The following is a 19841-nucleotide window of genomic DNA, read 5'->3' as shown; positions in this document are numbered from 1 at the left end:
TTTAGAATTTATCAGCAAAAACTTGCTTAGTTACCGCCTGTCGCGCCAGTGCCTGGACCCGGTGGATCTTCAGGTTCAATTGGCTCACCGACTTCCGCATCTGGAATTTGTGGTACGTCAGGTTCGATATCTTCTAATGGAATGTCGTTATCGATAGCCTCTTGTACATCAGCAACAACTTTCTGAGTATCTTCAGCTGGAATCGTTACGTAGATAACGTCACCTGAATCATTCTCAGGATAATTTGGGTTCGCCGCGATTACATCTTCTGTGATTGCTTTTGCAGCAACAGCTACAGCTTCAGGCGAAGCTGTTGGGTTCGCTTTGATGATATCTGATACAACGTTTGCTGTTGCAACTAGCTGAGTAGCAAGTGCGCTGTTACCACCCTCACTGCCAAGTCCTGCTACTACAGATTCTGTATCACGAAGGATTTCGTCAACTGTTTTACCACTTGCATTGATATCGATACCCAAATTCTCGAATACTTTTTCAGCGATATCAGAAGAGTATACTTCACCATCTTTTAAAGAGTTAGCAACCAAAGTCGTAAATGGAGAGCCTGTTACCAATGAATCCACCTGGGCTAGGCCTTGAGGGATTTTGTAGTCAGATGTAATAGGTTTGCCATTTGACGCGTCTTTACTATCTTCTGTGTGCGTTAATACGAAAGCACAATCACCTGGCGCATTTACAACGTTGATATTTTCAAAACGCGCTTTACCAACCATACCTTCATAGTTTGTTGTATTTTCAATCGCGTCGTATGTCTCACCACCACATACTGCTTGAACTTTCATGCCGATAACAGCTGGGTCATAAGCCTGAACTGAGTATCTTTTTACCTCAGGGTCGCTGTCACTACCACAACCTGCTAGTAGGACTGCTGCCACACTTGCCGTTAAAAGTTTGATTTTCAAAATTAGCTCCAATATTTGTTGTTATATCCGACCGCAACAGGAAGCATAACGGCAGTTGCATATAGTGTAAATAGGATGCATACAACTTTGGCATGAGTTTTTTCACATTCTTGCCTGTTTGCTTGTGCAAAATCATGCATTCATCTCAATAACGTTAAATAGACACAATTTTGTCATGTATTCGTCAGTATTTTTTCAAGTAACTTGTTGCCTTTATTGCAACCAGATGGATAATAGTTGACTATTTTTTGTGGGTCGGATTTTCACACCTTCATTAATGAAACTAAGAGCTCTAAGTCGCTAGCAGCCATTTGGAGTGTTTATTACACAAATAATTCTGAATGGACTCGCTTTCTAAAGGCTTAAAACTGCAGTAAATCATCAATATTGATGAAATGCAGTTCAATTAGAATGAATCAATTTCAGTCGGCAAACTTTCTTTCGGTAGTTATAAACCAATGAACACATTTAATAAATTTTTGGGGATATCAGTACTTCCTATCCTTCTTACAGGGTGTACTTTGCCTGGTAGCCACCTTTCGGTCAGTGACAAAACAGTCATGAGCACTGAATCGAGTGATATAGAGTCTCAGGTTACCGTTTATCCCTTAACTTTGGAGCGCGTAACGTCTTTAAATTCAGTGGACCCTTTTTCAAAACCAAACCCAGAGTTAGATATTGAAATCGCAAAATATGAATACGAAGTAGGACCTGGCGATATCCTAAATATCACTATTTGGGATCACCCAGAGCTAACGATCCCAGCGGGCTCATACCGAAGCTCAGCCGAAGCGGGTAACTGGGTGCATTCGGATGGCACGATCTTCTACCCTTACATAGGTGTCGTACATGTTGAAGGCAAAAACGTACGTCAGATTCGTGCAGACATTGCAAGCCGCCTTGCAAAATACATTGAGAGCCCACAGGTCGATGTAAGCGTTGCGGCATTTCGCTCTAAAAAGACTTATGTAACTGGCGAAGTTAACAAGCCAGGACAACAACCAATTACAAACATCCCCCTTACACTTCTAGATGCTGTGAATAGAGCTGGCGGACTGGCTGCCGAGGCTGATTGGCGTAATGCGACACTGACACGCAATGGCGTTGTTGAAAACGTCTCTTTGTATGCTCTGATGCAACAAGGCGATTTAACTCAAAACCGCCTTCTAAAGCCTGGCGATATTGTTCATATTCCTCGAAACGATGCGCAAAAAGTATTTGTTATGGGCGAGGTTAACGATCCGAAATTACTCAAAATTGATCGTAGCGGCATGAGCCTTACTGAGGCTCTTAGCAGCGTTGGTGGTATCAGTGAAATCTCCGCAGATGCTACCGGTGTGTTTGTCATCAGACGTTCAAAAGAAGAAGCTAAAATGGCGGACATTTATCAGCTAGATGTTTCTGACGCTTCTGCTTTGGTGATTGGTACTGAGTTTGATCTCAACCCTTACGACATAGTCTATGTGACGGCTGCACCTGTTAGTCGTTGGAATCGTGTGATTGCTCAGCTCGTTCCAACCATTTCCGGCTTTAATGAACTAACCGAAGGTGTACTACGAGTACGCACTTGGCCGTAAAACAACGTGCCGCAAGAAAATTATCTCTTGCGGCACGTAATCGATAGCTACTCAGCTCAATTGCGCAATATAAAGAAGCCAGCAATTCAGTTGAGATCATAAGCATACAACTTAAAGTAGGGTAAGCATTTGTTTTCTAATATTCTTATCGTCTGTGTCGGTAATATTTGCCGCTCTCCAACAGGAGAGCGGCTTTTGCAGTCTTTACTACCAAACAAACATGTCGCATCAGCAGGAATCGCAGTAGATAAGAGCCATCTAACGGGAAAAGCTGCTGACGAGATGGCAACCACTATCGCGAACGAACATGGCGTAAGCTTAGATGGACACGAAGCACGACAATTAACACCTGAGCTTTGCGCTCAATACGATCTGATATTGGTTATGGAAAAAGGTCATTTAGAAGCCTTAACCAAAATCGCTCCTGAGGCACGAGGTAAAACGATGCTGTTTGGACAGTGGATAAATGAAAAAAGCATCCCTGATCCATACAGACAAAGTAGAGAAGCTTTCGAACATGCATATACGCTTATAGAAAAAGCAGCAAAAGCGTGGTCTCAAAAACTATAAGCCGCAAGGCTAAATAAACGCCAATGGCAAGGTATTTAAGAAGTTAAAGTAATGACAACACAAACTATTAAGCAATCACGTCAAGCCGACGATGAGATCGATTTGGGAAAGTTATTTGGGATCATTCTCGATGCCAAATGGCTCATTCTATGTACCGTAGTCCTATTTTCAATTATAGGCGTCGGCGTTGCCATTCTATCAACACCTATCTATAAAGCTGACGCTCTTATCCAAATCGAAAGTAAGAGTTCAGGTGGTATTTCAGCGATGGTTGGTGATATGGGAGAGCTGTTTTCAGCAGAATCATCAGCGACAACAGAAATAGAGATCATCAAATCTCGTATGATCTTGGGCGGTACTGTTGATAAGTTCAACTTAACGACTGTCGTTTCTCCAAACTACATGCCAATTATTGGTAAAGGCCTAGCTCGACTACAAGGTGAGCAAATCAGTCTGAGCGTTTCACGATTTAATGCTCCTTCTTACGCAGTTGGCGTTCCTTTAACTCTTGAAGTTATTGATTCTGAAAAACAGACGTTCAGGCTCTTAGAAGATGACAATAACGTCATTCTAGAAGGTAAAGTTGGTGAACTGCTTGAGAAGAATGGATATCAGTTTTTGGCGACTGAACTTGTGGCTCAAACTGGTGACTCATTCACGGTCAGCAAAATCAGTAAATTAGATGCAATTAATAAACTTCAAGAAAACTTATCGATTAGCGAACGTGGTAAGCAAACCGGGATTATATCTTTAAGCTTCTCTGGTGAAGACCGCGCTAAGATTCAAGATATCTTGAACGACATTAGCCAAAACTACTTCTTACAAAACGTTCAAAGAAATTCTGCAGAGGCAGAGCAAAGCCTCGAGTTCTTGAAAGGTCACCTCCCAGACATCAAAACAAAACTGACCGCTTCTGAAGACGTTTTAAATCGGTTCCGTCAAGAAAATGAATCTATCGATTTAGGCCTTGAAGCTCAGTCAACGCTGAAAGTAATGGTTGAGTTAGAAGCACAGCTAAATGAGCTTACATTCAAAGAAAGTGAGATCAGCCAACGCTTCACACAGGATCACCCAGCTTATAAGTCGCTACTTGATAAACGTGAAACACTACTAAAAGAGAAAGAACGTCTTAATAAACAAGTTCAAAAGTTACCGAAAACACAGCGTGAAGTTCTACGTATGACACGCGATGTAGAAGTAAACCAACAAATCTACATCCAACTATTGAACAAGGTTCAAGAGCTCAACATTATTAAAGCCGGAACAGTTGGCAACGTTCGAATCTTAGATAACGCTCAATCTTTCTCTAAGCCAATCAAGCCGAAAAAAGCGCTTATCGTTGTGCTAGCAACACTGCTTGGCGGTATGGCAGGCGTGGCTTTCGTATTAATTCGTGCAGCATTCCACCGTGGTGTGGAAACACCAGATCAAATTGAACAGATTGGCATGCCAGTTTACGCAAGCGTTCCAAAATCTATTCAACAACTGGAATTTGCAAACAAGCTTAAGCGCAACAAAGGCAGCAACAATGAGCTAGTCCTTCTAGCGGAAGCTAACCCAGCTGATCTTTCCATTGAGGCTCTACGTAGTCTTCGCACTAGCTTGCACTTTGCAATGATGGAAGCGAAGAATAACGTTCTTATGATTTCAGGTCCTGCACCGTCTATCGGCAAAACATTTGTATCGACCAACTTTGCGGCCGTCGCTGCGAAAACCGGTCAGAAAGTGCTGCTTATTGATGCGGATATGCGTAAAGGTTATTTGCAGCAATGCTTCGGTCTACGCTGGGACAACGGTCTTTCTGATTACTTGAGCGGTAAGACATCCCTTAGCAACATCATTAAATCTACATCCATTGATAATTTAGATGTTGTGACTCGCGGCCAAGTACCACCAAATCCGTCAGAACTTCTTATGCACCCTCGCTTCAAGAGCTTTGTTGACGAGATGTCTGCACAATACGATCTAGTCATCATCGATACGCCGCCTGTACTCGCAGTTACCGACCCAAGCATTGTTGGCGCGCTTGCAGGAACAACTCTGATGGTCGCTCGTTTTGATCAAACGACTTTGAAGGAGATTGAAGTCGCGCAAGGTCGCTTCGAGCAATCAGGCGTTGAAGTTAAAGGTGTGATTCTCAATGCAGTTGAGAAAAAAGCATCTAACTCATACGGCTATGGATACGGCTACTATAACTACGCGTACAAAAGCGAATCATAACTTGAATTTAGATCGCTAATTAAACCAAATATGACAAAGCCCTGCTAGAAACAGCAGGGCTTTTTCTATTGCACTCTTAGTTGCTTGTACGTAATCAAACTAAGCAAGACAAAGAATATTGGGTCACTCCAACCAAAACCGACAAATACTCCGATAATGCCGGCATAGGTAGTAATCACTGCCCCTAAGCCATTAGTAATCAATAATGCTTTAAACAGCTGTTTCGCAGTATGCCCTGATTCCACATTACGTAACATCAAACTCACCGCTGCGATTCCACCTAAAAAGATCGAAGTATGCTGCGATAAAAACAGCGCGTACTGGTCGTTAATTTGTACTCCATACATCGGCCACATTATGGTTGGTACAAAAAACAACGCAAAAAGCGAATACCGTATATACGACACCATGAACGGTTAGAAAAGTGCGGTTGGTCATCATCTCCTTATCCTCTAATAGGCCCTTGATTGAGCGTCGTTAACGGCACATTGATATCGAAAATTTGACCTCGTACTTCGACTACGCCCATTTTTCGTAAGCGTGCGGCATGCATTTCGAGATAAGCTTGCGCCGTGGCTTCATCTTCAAAAAGATAGATACCACCACCGAGTTTGTCTTTTTCGCTTTCCGTCCAGATTTTCCAAATCATGCCCGGCTCTTGGTTAATCGACTTAGCTAAGTCGACCAGAGCATTCGACATCTCGTCACCAAACGGACCATGAAATTCAAAATCAACTTGCAATAATTTCGCCATCTTGAGTCTCCTCTTCTTATTGACTCGTTTTCGATGACAAGATTATTACCTTTATAAAACTGACAGAAAAGTTCATAATTTCGCCATTAACTGTCTAAAAAATTGACTCATGAGACTAAAAACGACCTTAGAACAATGGCAAACGCTACAAGCGATTAATCAAGAAGGCAGCATTCAATCCGCAGCTTTACTGCTCAACAAGAGCCATACTACATTGATCTACTCGGTGAGGAAGTTAGAAGACCAACTTGGTATTCAACTTATCGAAGTACGAGGGCGCAAAGCGGGTTTGACAGAGCACGGCAAAACCATACTGCGTCGTGCACAATCCATGCTTGAACAAGCGCGGGAACTAGAAGTCATCAGCGAGCAGTTAAAAAGTGGGGTGGAATCTCAAATCACGGTCGCAGTAGATCATCTTTGTGACCCTTGTTGGCTTTATGCACCACTCAGTCAATTTTTGGAGGACAACAACACGACCTCCGTTCAAGTGGTTGAAACGTCACTGAGCAAAACAACCGAAATGGTCGTAAATGAGCTCGCTGACATCGCAATCATCAACTTACCGATAACCAACTACCCTGCCGAAGCATTTGGCGTAACAACCATGCTGCCTGTAATCGCAGCACACCATCCACTCGCTAAAAAGCCGCATGTTTCCATCGACGATTTTGCAACCACCAACCAAATTGTCATCCGTGACTTAGGTGATTCAGACAAAACGAAAAGAGATGTGGGTTGGTTACGCGCACGTCAGCGTATTACCGTCGATAACTTCGACCACGCTTTTCACGCCGTAGAGCAAGGCGTTGGGTTTTGTCGGCTACCAGCGCACTTAGTCTCAGCCCGAAAGAGCGATAAAATTAAAGTATTGGAGCTCGAACACTCCCATCAATATCAAGTTGCGCTGCACCTCACTTTGCCCAAAGGAGCCAAAAGTGGTCCTGCGACTCAAGCGCTTTATCGTATTTTACTCAAAAGTGTAGAAACTCGAGTCTAGCAACAGTGGTATTGAGTTGAATCGCTAGTGTTATCGCCTATTGATTCTCCCTAAACATAGAGAAACGGCCATTTTGTGACGCTACACTCTCACAAAAGGTTGCACGAAGGATAGCAACCACCTACTATCACTCTGCTCATGCCTAAAGCCCCCAACACTCGCGGAAAGAACTCGGTTCACGGCAATATCCTCACCTGCTTGGTTTAGCAGGCACAATCTGTTTTTACCTTCTTTTTAGCTTCTATTTAGGCGAGTGTGGAAGAAATAAGAAAGGTGAAATATGAACTCTACAAATAGCTTCTCGATCAATATCAATCAGCAAAAATCCATTGCTAAAAAAAGGCTCAAAGCTATCCGCCTATACGATGACGCCACGTTGGAGTTAGTTAAGCGATTTCACTCCAAACCAGAATCTTTGGCTCCCAATACAATTCAATTGGCTGACGTTCAACATGCACTCGCAAGAGAACTGGGCTTATCCAGTTGGAGTAAACTAAAAGCTCATGTCGAAGAGCTAGAAGCGCACAAACTAGCCATCAAAGAACAAAAACCGCCCCTAGATGCAAAAGTAAAAACGCTACACGTTCGTTGTGGCCACGACATTCAACAACAACTTAAAGCCAGCGGATTTGAAGGGACATTTTTAGCCCTGATCGATCCGCTTTGTATTGGCCCCATACCAGCAACACCGCAGAACTTCCTTGCCATTCGTGCCCAATATGTCGTAGAGACTCTGCTGCCTGTGATGAAGCGTGAAGACTCGGTTCAAGATATAGTCACATTGGAACAATCAAACCTCGATCTGTTGCAAAGTGATGTATTTGAACGAATCGTCTTTTGGGTCGAACATGACAGTTATGATCAATTGATGCTAATTCGTGCTCTAACACAGTTAGAGAATGTAGAGAATAAAGTGATAGAGATCATTGAGTTGAACCAGTTCCCGGGCACTGAACGATTCATCGGCTTTGGGCAGTTGCCTGAAGAAGCTATTCGTTCTTGTTGGCGATACCGTAAACCTGTGACAGCAAAATTATTCAGTCAGGCTAAACGGTGTTGGCACGCTATTACATCACCGACACCTATTGCCATAGTTAATTTGATTCAGCAGCATAACCTGGATTGCTTGCCCAATATACTCAACGTGCTTAAACGCCATTTGCAAGAGTTACCTAATTCACAAACTGGATTGAGCTTGACACAACACCTCGCACTAAAGGTTTTGAGCTCGCAAAATCGTTCAATTCCCATCAAAGATTGGTTTGAGCAATATCAACAACTAGAACCTCTTCCTTACCTAGGAGACGTGATGTTTTACGCGTTACTCCTCCCTCTAGCACAGTGTCAAACACCTTTGATCACGATTGAGTCACGTGAAAGGCACTGGTGGGAACAAAGCGTCCGTATCACTGAGGCTGGCAAGCAGTGTTTGGAAGGCTTAATACGAGCGAAACAATGCTATTGGGTTGGAGGGATTAAAAATACCAGTCAAAGTTATTGGAGCTGGGATCACCTCCAACTAACTACACTTGCCAACCATCATTGAGTTGACAAATATGAAAGCATAAAGGGTTCGTTGGCTATGATGAACACTCAATACTAAAGTATCGCTAAAGAAGCGACCGCTAGCCTGAATATAACTTAAATAGTTATGCAGAAATGCATTCACTCAAAGAGAGTATGCACTCTATCTCTTATTAAAATTTATTGTAAATCCTCTTTGTTATCGGTTGTATATTCGATAAAAGTGTTAAAATACAAACTTTTCATCCGGCCAATTCGTTAATATTTGGTTAAAATCCCATTTTTATTAGTGATAAAGTTCACATCTATTAACCATTTAGAGGATTATTCTTTCGTATTTTCTCACTCCGCTGCTAATCTGCTCGCCGCTTTGAAGTGAACTCAAGGTGCATAACTATAAGGAGTGTTCTCATGAATACCAAGAAACCGATGTCGCTTACCAGCCGCGTAATTTTAGGTATGGTTGCGGGTATCTTGACAGGATTTGCAATTCGCACACTTTTTGCCGACAACGGATTTGTCGACGCATACATTGTTAATGGATTATTCGAAGTTGGTGGACAGATCTTCGTTGCCAGCTTAAAAATGCTTGTTGTACCGCTAGTATTTGTTTCGTTAGTTTGTGGTACTAGCTCTCTCAAAGACCTCTCTACACTGGGTCGTATGGGCGGTAAAACCCTCGCTTTCTACGTTACGACAACGGCTATCGCGATTACGCTTGCTCTAACTATGGGTACTCTATTCCAGCCAGGTGCAGGGGCAGATCTAACGGCAGCAAGTTCATTCAAATCAGCTGAAGCGCCATCTTTAGGTCAGGTGATCATCGATATGTTCCCGACCAACCCAATCAGCGCAATGGCAGAAGGTAAAACTCTGCAAGTTATCGTGTTCGCCGTGCTATTCGGTATCGCGATCAGTGCAGCGGGTAAGCCAGGCGAACGCATCGCAGCATTCTTCTCTGATCTGAATGAAGTGATCATGAAACTGGTCGCGATTTTGATGAACTTGGCACCTTATGGTGTGTTCTTCTTAATGGCGAAGCTATTTACTGGTCTTGGTCTGGGCGCGATCGTCAATCTGGCAGAGTACTTCTTAGTACTGGCTGGTACGCTTGTCCTACACGGTCTAGTTACTTACAGCTTAATGTTAAAAGGTTTCACAGGTCTAAACCCAATTACGTTCCTACGCAAGATGGAAGACGCGATCATGTTTGCTTTTTCTACAGCATCATCGAACGCGACGATTCCAGTGACAATGGAAACAGCAAAGCACCGCATGGGTGTTGAGAACCGTGTATCATCGTTCACAGTACCACTTGGTGCAACCGTGAACATGGACGGTACGGCGATCATGCAGGGCGTAGCAACTGCGTTTATTGCTCAAGCTTTCAATATTGATTTAACTATGGGCGATTACCTAATGGTTATCATGACGGCAACTCTGGCGTCTATCGGTACCGCAGGTGTTCCTGGTGTGGGTCTTGTCATGCTTGCTATGGTATTGAACCAAGTTGGTCTGCCGCTTGAAGGTATCGCGCTCATCATGGGTGTTGACCGTCTTCTTGATATGATTCGTACCGCGGTAAATATCACTGGTGACAGTGCTGTAACCGTCATCGTTGCAAAATCAGAGGGTGCATTGGATGAAGCTCGCTTCAACGACCCAATGGCAGGCGTAGCCGAAGAAGAAGTGCATCTGAAGCGCGCGGAAGCTTAAATACTTCCAAGTTAAATTATCCTGTCTAAGCAAAAACCACCTTACTCTAAGGTGGTTTTTTATTTCCAATTAACCCGAAATCAAAAAGGTTTAGATAAAATTCTCGTCCCCCGAGGTTGTTTCAATTACTAATAGGTCAGTAGTTAGATTCTATATTAGTTCATCTAGAGGGTTAAGATAACTCGCCTATGTTTATCACTTTGAAAATGATATAAGGGACATTTTCATCATATAGAGATACAAATTCCATTATCAAATTAAAGTTCAAAACCAAATCGCGATAGATAGTAGTCTGATAATTAAGTTGGTACTAAGATACATACATCATAATTTCATGTTTAAAAATAGTCTTTTTTTATTCATATTCTCATTTCCAATACTTGCATTAGGTTTCAACGAAAGTATGTTCGATTTTTTTAAGAAATTTAAATATACATTAAGCCCAGAGATAAAAGGTACTTTAGTTCTTGATCAAAGACCTCTAAAAAATTTAACCGTTTACTTAGAAGCTAATTTTTTAAAGAATGCTTACAAAAGGAGTTCAATTACTAATGAGTTAGGTGAATTTCACTTTAAGCCAGTCATACATTCTCAAAGGTTTAAAGAATCAGCTTTGAATCAAACATATTCATATATCGGAATATATACCTATATAAATGAAGAAAAGAAGTACATTTGGGAGTCTCAGTTAAGCTACGTTTCACCGCCTATATTTATAAAAGATAACTTAAATAACCTTTACTGTGAGCTTAAAAATAAAGAATTCCGATATTTTTTCAAAAATATCAATCTAGAAAGTGCTCGAGATCTAATGGTTATTAGCAACTGCAATTTAAATGGATTTTTATATAAAACAGAGTTTACGGAGGATACATAATGCCGTCTTTAACACCAAAACTTGCATCAGAGATCGCGAACATACCGTATGGAGTATACCAGGGACAAGGGAGACTAGCGTTTAGGGGAGAAGGAGGTTTTGAAAAACACTTTGCATTTTCGCAGCAAGATGTTTTTAGTGGCCGAACTGGAGGCATCACAGGATTAGATCGTATACCATTGTTTAGAAAGGTGGTACCTGGTGTAATGAGAACATCTGAAGCATTTGCGGTAATTGGTATTGGGAAAGGAAAATATAAGGGAGATTTAGTAATTTCCATTAGAGGGACGCAAAACGCCAATGATTGGGTAACCAACCTAAATGTCGGCCTTAAAGGCTCTCCAAATGGCTCTATCGCTCATGCTGGATTTATTAATTCATTTTCAAGTATCAAACCAAGCATAAAACAATATTTACAGCAATGCCAAAATTTACCTAACCGTATTCATTGTGTTGGGCATAGCTTAGGAGGAGCTCTGGCTTCATTATGTTCTGATTGGCTGAGAGAAGAATATTCATTAAGAGTGAATTTATATACTTTTGGCGCACCTAGAGTTGGTTTAGAACAATATTCCCGTAAATCTAGTAAAAGCAACGACAAAGTATACCGCTGTACTCACGGCGCAGATCCTGTGCCTAAAGTACCTGTCTGGCCATTTATTCATGCTCCACATAATGGCGATGAGTACCGCTTAGACGCTAGTACTGGCTTTAATTTAAATGCTCATAGTATGTCTAGCGAAACAAGCTTAGGGTATTTAGATAATGCTAACTCCGAAACGTGGGGAGCAATAAAAGTCAGATCTAACAAGTACTTGTATACACCTACTAGATTTAAGTTTGAGCACAGAAACCAAGCATCATTTACAGAATATTGGTCAGAAAGAATTCAAGCAGCATTAATAACCTTATTAAAAGATACTGGCTTGTTTGCAGCAATAGCAGCCCAAGCCACAGTATCTACTGGAATGACATTTTATGATATACTCGCCAGAAATATAGAAAAAGTAGCTAAAGCTTCTAAAGTAAGAGAATCACAAGTCAAAGGGCTGTTAGGCCATATGCTGGTGTTTATTGGAAAACCAGTAACAGCAATTGAAGATATGTCTGCAAAGTTTATTAGAAACGTTTTTCTTATGGTATTTGGAAAACTTTATCGAGCAGCACAAATGGCTATTAGTGCTGTAAAATAAACTTTCAACTTAATCAGACATCGAATTCAGTTTTTCTCTGGCTTGTGCTTCGTGTTCTTTAGTGATGGCATTACCGACTGAGTTCGCGGCTAAGGTAAGTGCCGCCATATCATCGGTAAAACCGACGCCAGCTAGTACGTCTGGCACCATATCTGTTGGTAGGACGAAGTAAGCCAGTCCGCCACCTAAAATAGCCTTGTGGCGAACAGAGGTGTTGGAATCTGCCATCGCGAGCCATGATTTTATGCCCATTACGGCAATTTCTTCACCCGCTTTCTTAACCGACCCTTTCATTTTTCGCCAGAATGTTTTCTCATCTGGCGCTTGCATCGTTTGATCTTTGGCGTCTTTCGGCGCCGATTTTACAGACATTGTTGTGGTCATCGTTGCCTCCGAAATTTATGACTATGTCCAACATATTAATAAATCGAACCTGAACGCAAGATTAATAACAAGAAATGATAGTAAAGTGAAACACAGATAGAAAAATCCCCAAACCGAAGTCCGGGGATTATTGCCTTGGAAACAAAAAGTCTTGGAAAACAAAAGTTTTGAAACCAAAAGCTTTGGGAGCCAAGCTTTAGAAGCAGAATGCCTTATTGAACAATCTTCTCCAGTACACGTATCAACATTTTGATACTTGGTTCAATAGACTCAAGCAACAAGTACTCTTGATCGCTGTGGAAGCCCGCACCGATAGGTCCTAGACCATCCAAAGTTGGAACACCAAGAATCGCCGTGTTGTTTGCATCAGAGCCACCACCTACTTCTTTCCAGTTGATGTCGATCGCCAGTTCACTTGCGGCTTCTTCAACTAGCATCATCAGGCTTTCTGTTTGTGGGCTTGGCACCATAGAAGGCTTATAAGCTTCACGAACCAACTCAATTCTCACGCCATCAACGAATGGTGTTTCCAGCATGCCATTTAGCTTGCTATCGACATCATCGTATTCTTCGTTGCTCCAGAAACGCACATCCACGATCGCTTCCGCGTGCTCAGGGACGATGTTCGCACCGTTGCCGCCAGAAACAATGCCGACGTTCAGCGTAGTACCAGATTCAAAGTTGGTCATTGCATTGACAGCCAGAATCCAATTCGCCATCTCAGTGATTGCGCTGCGGCCGTTTTCTGGCTCGTTACCTGCGTGAGCAGCAACGCCATTAAAGGTCATTTTGTAGCGAGCCATGCCTTTGCGCGCTTTCACTAAACCACCGTCTGCACGTGCTGCTTCTGCAACCAGCACATTCTTAGCGTTTTTCGCAACTGATTGAATCCAATCCACAGAGTCCAGAGAGCCCGTCTCTTCATCTGGGTTCATGCAGATAGCGATAGACAACTTATCCAACACCGCTTGGTCTAGATAGCGCATCGCGTATACGATGTTCAGCAAGCCAGATTTCATGTCCGAGACGCCCGGACCGTAGGCTTTCTCTGCATCTTGAGACATTGGACGAAGCTCAGCAGTACCCACAGGGAACACGGTATCCATGTGACCAATCAGCATTACGTCGATTTGCTCAGCTTCCGGCTTGTTTCGAACTTCAAGACCGATGCCCGCTCTGCCACAGTCGATGCGTTTTACGCTCCAACCTGACATCGCTTGGTACTTCTCTTCAAATTGAGAAGCGATAAACTCGATACCATCAGTCGTGTAAGTGCCACAATCCACATTAATCAGCGGACGTAGCTCTTCTAGATATTCATTTAGAGAGAATTGCATGACTCACTCCTAGACAAACAGATTCATCACCAGCATTGCGCCAAACGCGTTCAATACTGAGATTGCAATCATAACTGGGATGTAACGACCTTCAGTACCGATTGGGCCCATGATACGACCCATGTACTGAACTTGAGAGCCCATAAGGTAGATGGCAGGCGCTAGAATCGCAATGTGCGTGCCGTTAAGGATACCTTGGTCAAACAGCGTGATAACCACACCCACTGCGCCACCCATCGACATCCAAGCACCGATCAATACCGCTGCAGCTTCACCCGGAAGACCAAACACCGCCATGATTGGAGAAAACACAGTGCCCATCAGATCCAACGCGCCAGTGATTTGCAGCGCTTTGATGATTACGAACGCCATCAATACGTTAGGCACCGTAGAGGTAGTCGCAATCACCCAACCTTTCTTAGCACCTTCGACGAAGATATCCGTCACCATTGGTTTTTTCGCTTTAACGTCACCCATTATGCCGTCTCCTCTTTTAAGTTCTCTGATTTGTTTTGGTCTTGCTTGTCTTCTTTACCTTCCGTCATGTTCAGGTAGATACGGAACAGGTTCGCGCCGATGATCTTAAATGCGAACATCACCACAACTGCTAAACCAATAGAAGACGTTACTGCTAGAGAGCCGTCAGCCATCGTCAGTGTGAACAGCACAGCACCCGATGAGAAGAAGTTCACGATGGTTGCACCTGCTGTGAACTGGAACATGGTAAATACGTCCGTTTCACGCTTAGTTAGGTGACCTTCATCTTTTAGCTGACGCGTCATTGCCGCACCTGCATCGGTACTTTGTAGAGAAGCAATTAAAGCCAGACCAGAGTTACCAGGGATGCCCATTAGAGGACGTAGAAGAGGAGTAAGAAGCTTACGAGCTGCTTCAAGTGCACCGTAGTGCTCAAGTACGTTGATCATACCTAAGGCGAACATAACAGTTGGAATCAAAGTAAGTGCGAAAATGAAACCGTCGCGAGCACCGCTACCACCAGTACCGCGAAGCGACGTTGTTGCAACTTGCACACCGTCAGCCGTTTCGGTGACACCATACGCCACCTTGCCGAAAGAGCCATTGAGCGTTGTAAAATCGAATACACCGTACCATTCGCTAGATTGCATCAGGCCAGAAAAGAACACAACCGCAAACGCCAGAGCAACGTAGCACCCCAGTGTAACTTTACGCTCAGTTTGAACACGAATTTTCATAACATTACCTACACATGTGGAACTTAACACATATGTTCACCTGAATAATGTGCTAGAGAGATGATCAAAATCAATCCGCCTGCCGAACATTATCGCGACTCAGTTATGAAGTTTTGTTTTATGATTTCAATCACAATTGAAAGATAATGAAAGTTTGTTCTAACAATTAGGTATTTTAATCTATATCGATACCTCGGGACTTCTTTATCAACCCAACAAATGATTCTGACGAATATTACTTTCTACAACATTCATGACGAACTTCATACTTTGGCATTGAGGCAATATCGATTAACTCGAAAGTAACATTCAGCCACGAAATTTAGGTTAGGATGGTCCGGTCATATGTAAACGGCATAAACCAGAATTAACAGGACTATACGACCCATTGTTACGCTCACAATATAAAATAGCCAAATGGACACTCGCCCTCGTGCTTTGGGTGGTGATGATATGCTTAAGCCAAAATTCTGGTTTCTCGAAAAGCTGCCCGAAGGCTCACCAAATACAGAGTCAGCAAGATGAGAGTGTGAATTTATCACCATCTTGCGACCTTTCAGAAAAGCTGGTTCAAGCTTACCAACATCAGTTTGATCATATTCTTATTCCATTTTTTCTGTTTGCTTTGATTGTGGCGCTGCCGATGACAACCACAGCAATTCGTTATCTGGAATACACAGAACCGATACCGGAAAAGTATCGGGTTCACCTAAAACTTTGCGTGTTTAGAGAATAAAGCCAGCAAGGCGAGAGACCTTTCTGCCTGACTTTTGTGCATATTTTATTCACTTCACATAACAAACAACGAAATTTAAAAGTTTTAGGAAATATTATGACATTCACTCGTACACTTTTGGCGTTAACGATGGCTATCGTATCTGCCGTATCTTTCGCATCAGAAAAGACCGCAGAACAAAAGCTAGAGGAAGTTAATCAGATACTAAAAGATAACCCTCAAATTCTTGATTCATTGCACCAAAACCTTCAAGAGTACATTGCGTATCAACAGTCATTTGGCGACACCTTGAAGGAGGTTCGTCAATATCTAAGTGATGGCAAACATTCCTCTTTTGGTGCTGAAAACCCTGAGTTAACCATTATTAACGTAACAGACTACAGCTGCCCTTTTTGTAAACGTTTAGAAGGAGAGCTGGTCAAAGTTGGTAAGGAATATCCGCAGGTAAAAGTGCTTAACCTCAATGTCTCTTTTAAAGAACAATACGAGAAAAACGGCTACAACTCGGCAAGTTACGCATTAAATGTTTGGCAAAACCAGCGAGATAAGTACGAACAAGTGCATGAGTTATTGGTGAAAAAACCGGGCGCACATGACGCACGTTCCTTAAATCAAATCGCGAAAAAAACGGGGACAGAAGCGCAGCTTGTCGACGACAAAGAGACCAAGGCGTTGCTTGATAAAAACTATCAGTATTTCACGCAACTTGGTTTACGCGGCACGCCTGCGTTGATCATTAATGATCAAGTCATTCCTGGCTATGTGCCGTTTGACGAGCTAGAACAAGTCATCGACCAAGAACTGGCGAACTAAAACAACAAAGCCCTTCCCTGATAACTCAAGGAAGGGCTTTTTCTATCTAGGCTTAAAACGAAGTTCTAACTACTTTTCGCGACCCACAAACGCCACAACGACTTTGTCATTGCCAAGCGAGCGAGAGAACACATACGCACCTTCTTGTTCAATCACTTGATGTTGACCTGCACCAATCGCTGGGTGCGCTTTACGGAACTGACCAAGGGTTTGCCAGTGTTTGAGTAGCGCTTGCTTCTCATCCGATAGCTTCCACACCATGTCAGAACGTGTGCCTTGGTGGAAATCATCCGCGTAAGGACCAATGTTACGACCAATTTCATCACCATAATAAACCTGAACAGCACCAGGACTCAGAAGCAGTGCATTCGCGGCGTTACGCTGCATACCGTAATCTTTGAAGCGAGAGAAGAACAGCTCGGTATCGTGAGAAGACATGTAGCTCACAGGGTTAAAGTCTTTCTCATTGGCGATAGTGTCCGCATAGCTTTGGTAAGTGTCTGCCATTTGGCTGAAACACGCCGCGCCTTTATCTAATTTCTTCTGCATGTCGAAGTTAATCAACGCATCAAAGCCATCGTCAAAGTAAGGGCTGCGATAAGCGCTATTTCCCCATACTTCACCCATCATCCAGAATGGCTGACCTGACTTGCCGTTCTCTTTACGCCACTGCTCAAGGCTGCTTGATGCCTCTTCTTTCAAGCGTTTCCACACATCGCCTTCAACGTGCTTCACCGTGTCGACACGGTAACCATCAATACCAAAGCGTTTCACCCAATCAGTTTGCCACTCAATTAGGTAGTCCGAGACGGTGTAATTATCACGCGCCTCAACGCGAGTGCCAGGGTTATCCAATAGCCATTGAGCTGGCTTCACGGCTTTGTCTGATTCAGTGATAAAGTCAGGCAAACCCGCCAATGACATGGTGATATCACTGCTGCCCGGAGCTGGGTATCCCGGTAGACCTGTTCTTATCCAGTCACCGCCCCACCATTTCGCCCAGTTTGGACTCTGGTAATCAATATTCTGGTGGTAGCTATGCCAATTTTCACCCGCTTTTGGTTGCCAATCCCCCCACTTCTTAGGTAGTTCAGCGTTTGGTTTTAACACCTCAATACCATCAAAATGCAAATCGGCTAACGTTGAGTAACCGGTGTGGTTGATTACTGCGTCCATCAATACTTTAAGGCCACGTTTGTGTGCCTCTTCCACCAGCTTTTTCAGGTCATCTTCGTTACCGAAGTTCTCATCAATCTTGGTGAAATCACGCGTCCAGTAACCGTGGTAAGCGTAAAATGGGAATGAGCCGCTATCGCCGCCGCCCACAAAACCATGCACTTGCTCAACGATTGGCGACAGCCAAATTGCATCTGTACCTAGGCTCTTGATGTAATCTAGCTTTTCGATCACGCCTTTTAGGTCACCACCGTGGAAGGTACCAATCTCTTCTTTGCCGTCTTTCTTGCGCCCATAGCTGTTATCATTGCTGGTATCGGCATTGTTAAAACGGTCGACCATCACGAAGTAAATGTTGGCATTACGGTAATCAAACGGTACTGCTTCTTTGGTTTTCTTCACTGGCTCTAGTAGCACCAAACCGCCGGAATCTTTGCTTGGTGTCAGCGATACTTGCTGATCTTTTACTTCGACCATTTGACCAGAATAGGCATCACGCAACTTGGTGCCATCGGGGAAACTGTCACCCAGCGCGATGGTGACTTCGCCGCCTTGGTAAACCTCACATTGCACTTGTGGGATTGGGCGTTTGAATTCTGTCTTGGCAGCTTTCTTAGGTTCACGCTTGAAGCGTAGAGTTTTGGCTTCCGCATCAAAAGCAAAAGAGTAATCGCCAGTAAAACGGATTTTTAACGGCAGTTCTGTTGGTTTTCCGCAGTTCAGCGCGATAGGTTTGTTGAATTTGACCTTCTGACCATCAGGCGCGACACAGTCGCCTTCAACACCCGTGATTTTGAGCGTGTATCCGTCTTTGGTTAAGGGCACAACCAAAGGTTGCTCTGCACTTAAAGGAAAGTCACGGCTGTTGGTCGTGGTAGAAATGGTGATGTTTGGCTCGGCGATGGCACTTGCCGATGCAAGCAATAAGGTCGTCGTAATCAGATTCAGTTTCATCGTTCAGTCCATTGGTTGCGCATAGGCGCAGTATTCGTGTTGTAGTTTTATTCACACTAATAGTAAATGGATGAAAAACTGAGCACATCATTCTGAAAAGCTACGCCCTAAAGCTTGTGACGCTTCACATTTTGCTTTTATGGGGGCGTAGTTCTACTTATGAGCAGGGTAAAAAGGAGTTTAAAGCTGAACGCTACCAAGGTTACGCATTTGTCTCATCGCCCAATTGACGCGGCTGATGGTGTAAGAAGTCTGAGGGTAAACTTTGATGCGATACGGATTTGGCAGCACCACCGCAAGCCTTGCTGCTTGGCGTGTTGAAAGTTGTTTAGCAGGAATACCAAAGTAGTTTTGCGCAGCGGCTTCCGCGCCATAAATACCTGGACCAAACTCCACCACATTCAAATACACTTCAAGAATGCGTTTTTTACTCCACATTGCTTCCATCAGCAGAGCAAAATAAAGCTCATACGCTTTGCGCACATAAGAGTGTGAAGGAAACAGAAACACGTTCTTTGCAGTTTGCTGAGTAATCGTGCTCGCACCGCGAGAGGGACCGTTCTCGCCAGACTCTGAGATCACTTTAAACAAGGAATCAAAATCCACTCCGTAATGGGTCGGGAACTTTTGATCTTCTGTCGCAATCACGGCCAGTTGAATGTGTTTAGAAATATCACTCAAAGGCACCCATTCATTTTGACTCTCTTCAGGAAATCCTTCAGGAGGAGAAATTATGCGGCTGATCTTCCATCCCCAAATTGGTGGATCGATGTATTTCACTATGCCAACGAGCATCACTGGTAAAAGCAAAAGCACCAATAAGATATTGAACAGAAGGGATTTAATCTTTCTCAAAGTCCGACCTAGCCTGATTTC

The 19841-nt window shown here is 43.3% G+C and carries 18 protein-coding genes and 1 pseudogene; 10 read left to right on the top strand and 9 right to left on the bottom strand.

Going from position 1 to position 19841, the window contains the following annotated elements; genetic code table 11:
* Positions 1-26 precede the first annotated feature (26 nt).
* On the bottom strand, positions 27-920 hold the full coding sequence (locus R7F07_RS07365; RefSeq protein WP_171342435.1) for a hypothetical protein: 894 nt from the start codon (positions 918-920) through the stop codon (positions 27-29).
* A gap of 458 nt (positions 921-1378) precedes the next feature.
* Between R7F07_RS07365 and R7F07_RS07360 the strand changes: the two genes are divergently transcribed.
* The 3 genes from R7F07_RS07360 (at position 1379) to R7F07_RS07350 (ending at position 5287) form a co-directional block, all read left to right on the top strand.
* On the top strand, positions 1379-2497 hold the full coding sequence (locus R7F07_RS07360) for a polysaccharide export protein (protein ID WP_017820139.1): 1119 nt from the start codon (positions 1379-1381) through the stop codon (positions 2495-2497).
* A gap of 129 nt (positions 2498-2626) precedes the next feature.
* Positions 2627-3067 carry a low molecular weight phosphotyrosine protein phosphatase gene (locus tag R7F07_RS07355; protein ID WP_171342434.1) on the top strand — a complete coding sequence of 147 codons (441 nt, stop codon included), beginning with the start codon at positions 2627-2629 and terminating at the stop codon, positions 3065-3067.
* Between the two features lie 51 nt (positions 3068-3118).
* Entirely contained in the window at positions 3119-5287 is a 2169-nt protein-coding gene (locus R7F07_RS07350) for a polysaccharide biosynthesis tyrosine autokinase (RefSeq protein WP_005374875.1), read from the top strand.
* 65 nt (positions 5288-5352) lie between these two features.
* On the opposite strand, the pseudogene R7F07_RS07345 reads toward R7F07_RS07350, so the two are convergent.
* Both R7F07_RS07345 and R7F07_RS07340 read right to left on the bottom strand, forming a co-directional pair.
* Positions 5353-5725 (bottom strand): annotated as a pseudogene (locus R7F07_RS07345) (hypothetical protein).
* Between the two features lie 7 nt (positions 5726-5732).
* Positions 5733-6041 (bottom strand): monooxygenase, encoded by a 309-nt coding sequence (locus tag R7F07_RS07340; RefSeq protein WP_005374871.1) that lies wholly within the window; start codon positions 6039-6041, stop codon positions 5733-5735.
* Positions 6042-6150: 109 nt separating this feature from the next.
* Between R7F07_RS07340 and R7F07_RS07335 the strand changes: the two genes are divergently transcribed.
* The 5 genes from R7F07_RS07335 to R7F07_RS07315 all read left to right on the top strand — a co-directional run bounded on the left by R7F07_RS07335 (position 6151) and on the right by R7F07_RS07315 (position 12351).
* Positions 6151-7041: a LysR family transcriptional regulator gene (locus R7F07_RS07335; RefSeq protein ID WP_171342433.1), complete on the top strand. Its 891-nt coding sequence runs from the start codon at positions 6151-6153 to the stop codon at positions 7039-7041.
* Between the two features lie 280 nt (positions 7042-7321).
* Positions 7322-8587, top strand: coding sequence for a DUF1835 domain-containing protein (locus R7F07_RS07330; protein ID WP_318110470.1), 1266 nt, complete (start codon positions 7322-7324; stop codon positions 8585-8587).
* Positions 8588-8976: 389 nt separating this feature from the next.
* Positions 8977-10281 carry a dicarboxylate/amino acid:cation symporter gene (locus R7F07_RS07325; RefSeq protein ID WP_054576578.1) on the top strand — a complete coding sequence of 435 codons (1305 nt, stop codon included), beginning with the start codon at positions 8977-8979 and terminating at the stop codon, positions 10279-10281.
* 403 nt (positions 10282-10684) lie between these two features.
* Positions 10685-11158 (top strand): DUF6795 domain-containing protein, encoded by a 474-nt coding sequence (locus tag R7F07_RS07320; protein ID WP_232284613.1) that lies wholly within the window; start codon positions 10685-10687, stop codon positions 11156-11158.
* Positions 11158-12351 (top strand): lipase family protein, encoded by a 1194-nt coding sequence (locus R7F07_RS07315; RefSeq protein ID WP_005374861.1) that lies wholly within the window; start codon positions 11158-11160, stop codon positions 12349-12351. The genes R7F07_RS07320 and R7F07_RS07315 overlap by 1 nt, the downstream gene beginning before the upstream one ends.
* A gap of 9 nt (positions 12352-12360) precedes the next feature.
* Here R7F07_RS07315 and R7F07_RS07310 read toward each other — a convergent pair whose 3' ends face one another.
* From R7F07_RS07310 to R7F07_RS07295, 4 genes are all read right to left on the bottom strand, one after another.
* Positions 12361-12735: a YkvA family protein gene (locus R7F07_RS07310; protein ID WP_138939471.1), complete on the bottom strand. Its 375-nt coding sequence runs from the start codon at positions 12733-12735 to the stop codon at positions 12361-12363.
* 212 nt (positions 12736-12947) lie between these two features.
* Positions 12948-14072, bottom strand: coding sequence for a M20 family metallopeptidase (locus R7F07_RS07305; protein WP_171342432.1), 1125 nt, complete (start codon positions 14070-14072; stop codon positions 12948-12950).
* Between the two features lie 9 nt (positions 14073-14081).
* Entirely contained in the window at positions 14082-14549 is a 468-nt protein-coding gene (locus R7F07_RS07300; RefSeq protein WP_005374849.1) for a YjiG family protein, read from the bottom strand.
* Positions 14549-15286, bottom strand: a complete 738-nt coding sequence (locus R7F07_RS07295) for a nucleoside recognition domain-containing protein (RefSeq protein ID WP_171342431.1) — start codon at positions 15284-15286, stop codon at positions 14549-14551. Before R7F07_RS07295 ends, R7F07_RS07300 begins: the two co-directional genes overlap by 1 nt.
* A 448-nt stretch (positions 15287-15734) precedes the next feature.
* Here R7F07_RS07295 and R7F07_RS07290 point away from each other — a divergent pair, with 448 nt between their 5' ends.
* Both R7F07_RS07290 and R7F07_RS07285 read left to right on the top strand, forming a co-directional pair.
* Positions 15735-16022 carry a hypothetical protein gene (locus tag R7F07_RS07290; protein WP_049872671.1) on the top strand — a complete coding sequence of 96 codons (288 nt, stop codon included), beginning with the start codon at positions 15735-15737 and terminating at the stop codon, positions 16020-16022.
* 96 nt (positions 16023-16118) lie between these two features.
* Positions 16119-16835, top strand: coding sequence for a DsbA family protein (locus R7F07_RS07285; protein ID WP_053349997.1), 717 nt, complete (start codon positions 16119-16121; stop codon positions 16833-16835).
* Positions 16836-16904: 69 nt separating this feature from the next.
* Here R7F07_RS07285 and R7F07_RS07280 read toward each other — a convergent pair whose 3' ends face one another.
* Together R7F07_RS07280 and mtgA are read right to left on the bottom strand one after the other, a co-directional pair.
* Entirely contained in the window at positions 16905-18965 is a 2061-nt protein-coding gene (locus tag R7F07_RS07280) for an alpha-amylase (RefSeq protein ID WP_171342430.1), read from the bottom strand.
* Positions 18966-19145: 180 nt separating this feature from the next.
* Positions 19146-19820 carry a monofunctional biosynthetic peptidoglycan transglycosylase gene (gene mtgA / locus R7F07_RS07275; protein WP_053303908.1) on the bottom strand — a complete coding sequence of 225 codons (675 nt, stop codon included), beginning with the start codon at positions 19818-19820 and terminating at the stop codon, positions 19146-19148.
* Between the last annotated feature and the right edge of the window lie 21 nt (positions 19821-19841).

The organism is Vibrio sp. YT-16 (assembly GCF_033337405.1).
GTDB classification, from domain to species: Bacteria; Pseudomonadota; Gammaproteobacteria; order Enterobacterales; family Vibrionaceae; genus Vibrio; species Vibrio alginolyticus.
This window is presented reverse-complemented; position numbering and strand designations above follow the sequence as displayed.

Excerpts from the sequence above, each read along its gene's own strand:
- R7F07_RS07360 (WP_017820139.1), top strand. The coding sequence starts at position 1,379 with ATGAACACATTTAATAAATTTTTGGGGATATCAGTACTTCCTATCCTT.
- R7F07_RS07350 (WP_005374875.1), top strand. The coding sequence starts at position 3,119 with ATGACAACACAAACTATTAAGCAATCACGTCAAGCCGACGATGAGATC.
- R7F07_RS07340 (WP_005374871.1), bottom strand. The coding sequence starts at position 6,041 with ATGGCGAAATTATTGCAAGTTGATTTTGAATTTCATGGTCCGTTTGGT.
- R7F07_RS07335 (WP_171342433.1), top strand. The coding sequence starts at position 6,151 with ATGAGACTAAAAACGACCTTAGAACAATGGCAAACGCTACAAGCGATT.
- R7F07_RS07330 (WP_318110470.1), top strand. The coding sequence starts at position 7,322 with ATGAACTCTACAAATAGCTTCTCGATCAATATCAATCAGCAAAAATCC.
- R7F07_RS07325 (WP_054576578.1), top strand. The coding sequence starts at position 8,977 with ATGAATACCAAGAAACCGATGTCGCTTACCAGCCGCGTAATTTTAGGT.
- R7F07_RS07320 (WP_232284613.1), top strand. The coding sequence starts at position 10,685 with ATGTTCGATTTTTTTAAGAAATTTAAATATACATTAAGCCCAGAGATA.
- R7F07_RS07315 (WP_005374861.1), top strand. The coding sequence starts at position 11,158 with ATGCCGTCTTTAACACCAAAACTTGCATCAGAGATCGCGAACATACCG.
- R7F07_RS07310 (WP_138939471.1), bottom strand. The coding sequence starts at position 12,735 with ATGACCACAACAATGTCTGTAAAATCGGCGCCGAAAGACGCCAAAGAT.
- R7F07_RS07305 (WP_171342432.1), bottom strand. The coding sequence starts at position 14,072 with ATGCAATTCTCTCTAAATGAATATCTAGAAGAGCTACGTCCGCTGATT.
- R7F07_RS07300 (WP_005374849.1), bottom strand. The coding sequence starts at position 14,549 with ATGGGTGACGTTAAAGCGAAAAAACCAATGGTGACGGATATCTTCGTC.
- R7F07_RS07295 (WP_171342431.1), bottom strand. The coding sequence starts at position 15,286 with ATGAAAATTCGTGTTCAAACTGAGCGTAAAGTTACACTGGGGTGCTAC.
- R7F07_RS07290 (WP_049872671.1), top strand. The coding sequence starts at position 15,735 with ATGATATGCTTAAGCCAAAATTCTGGTTTCTCGAAAAGCTGCCCGAAG.
- R7F07_RS07285 (WP_053349997.1), top strand. The coding sequence starts at position 16,119 with ATGACATTCACTCGTACACTTTTGGCGTTAACGATGGCTATCGTATCT.
- R7F07_RS07280 (WP_171342430.1), bottom strand. The coding sequence starts at position 18,965 with ATGAAACTGAATCTGATTACGACGACCTTATTGCTTGCATCGGCAAGT.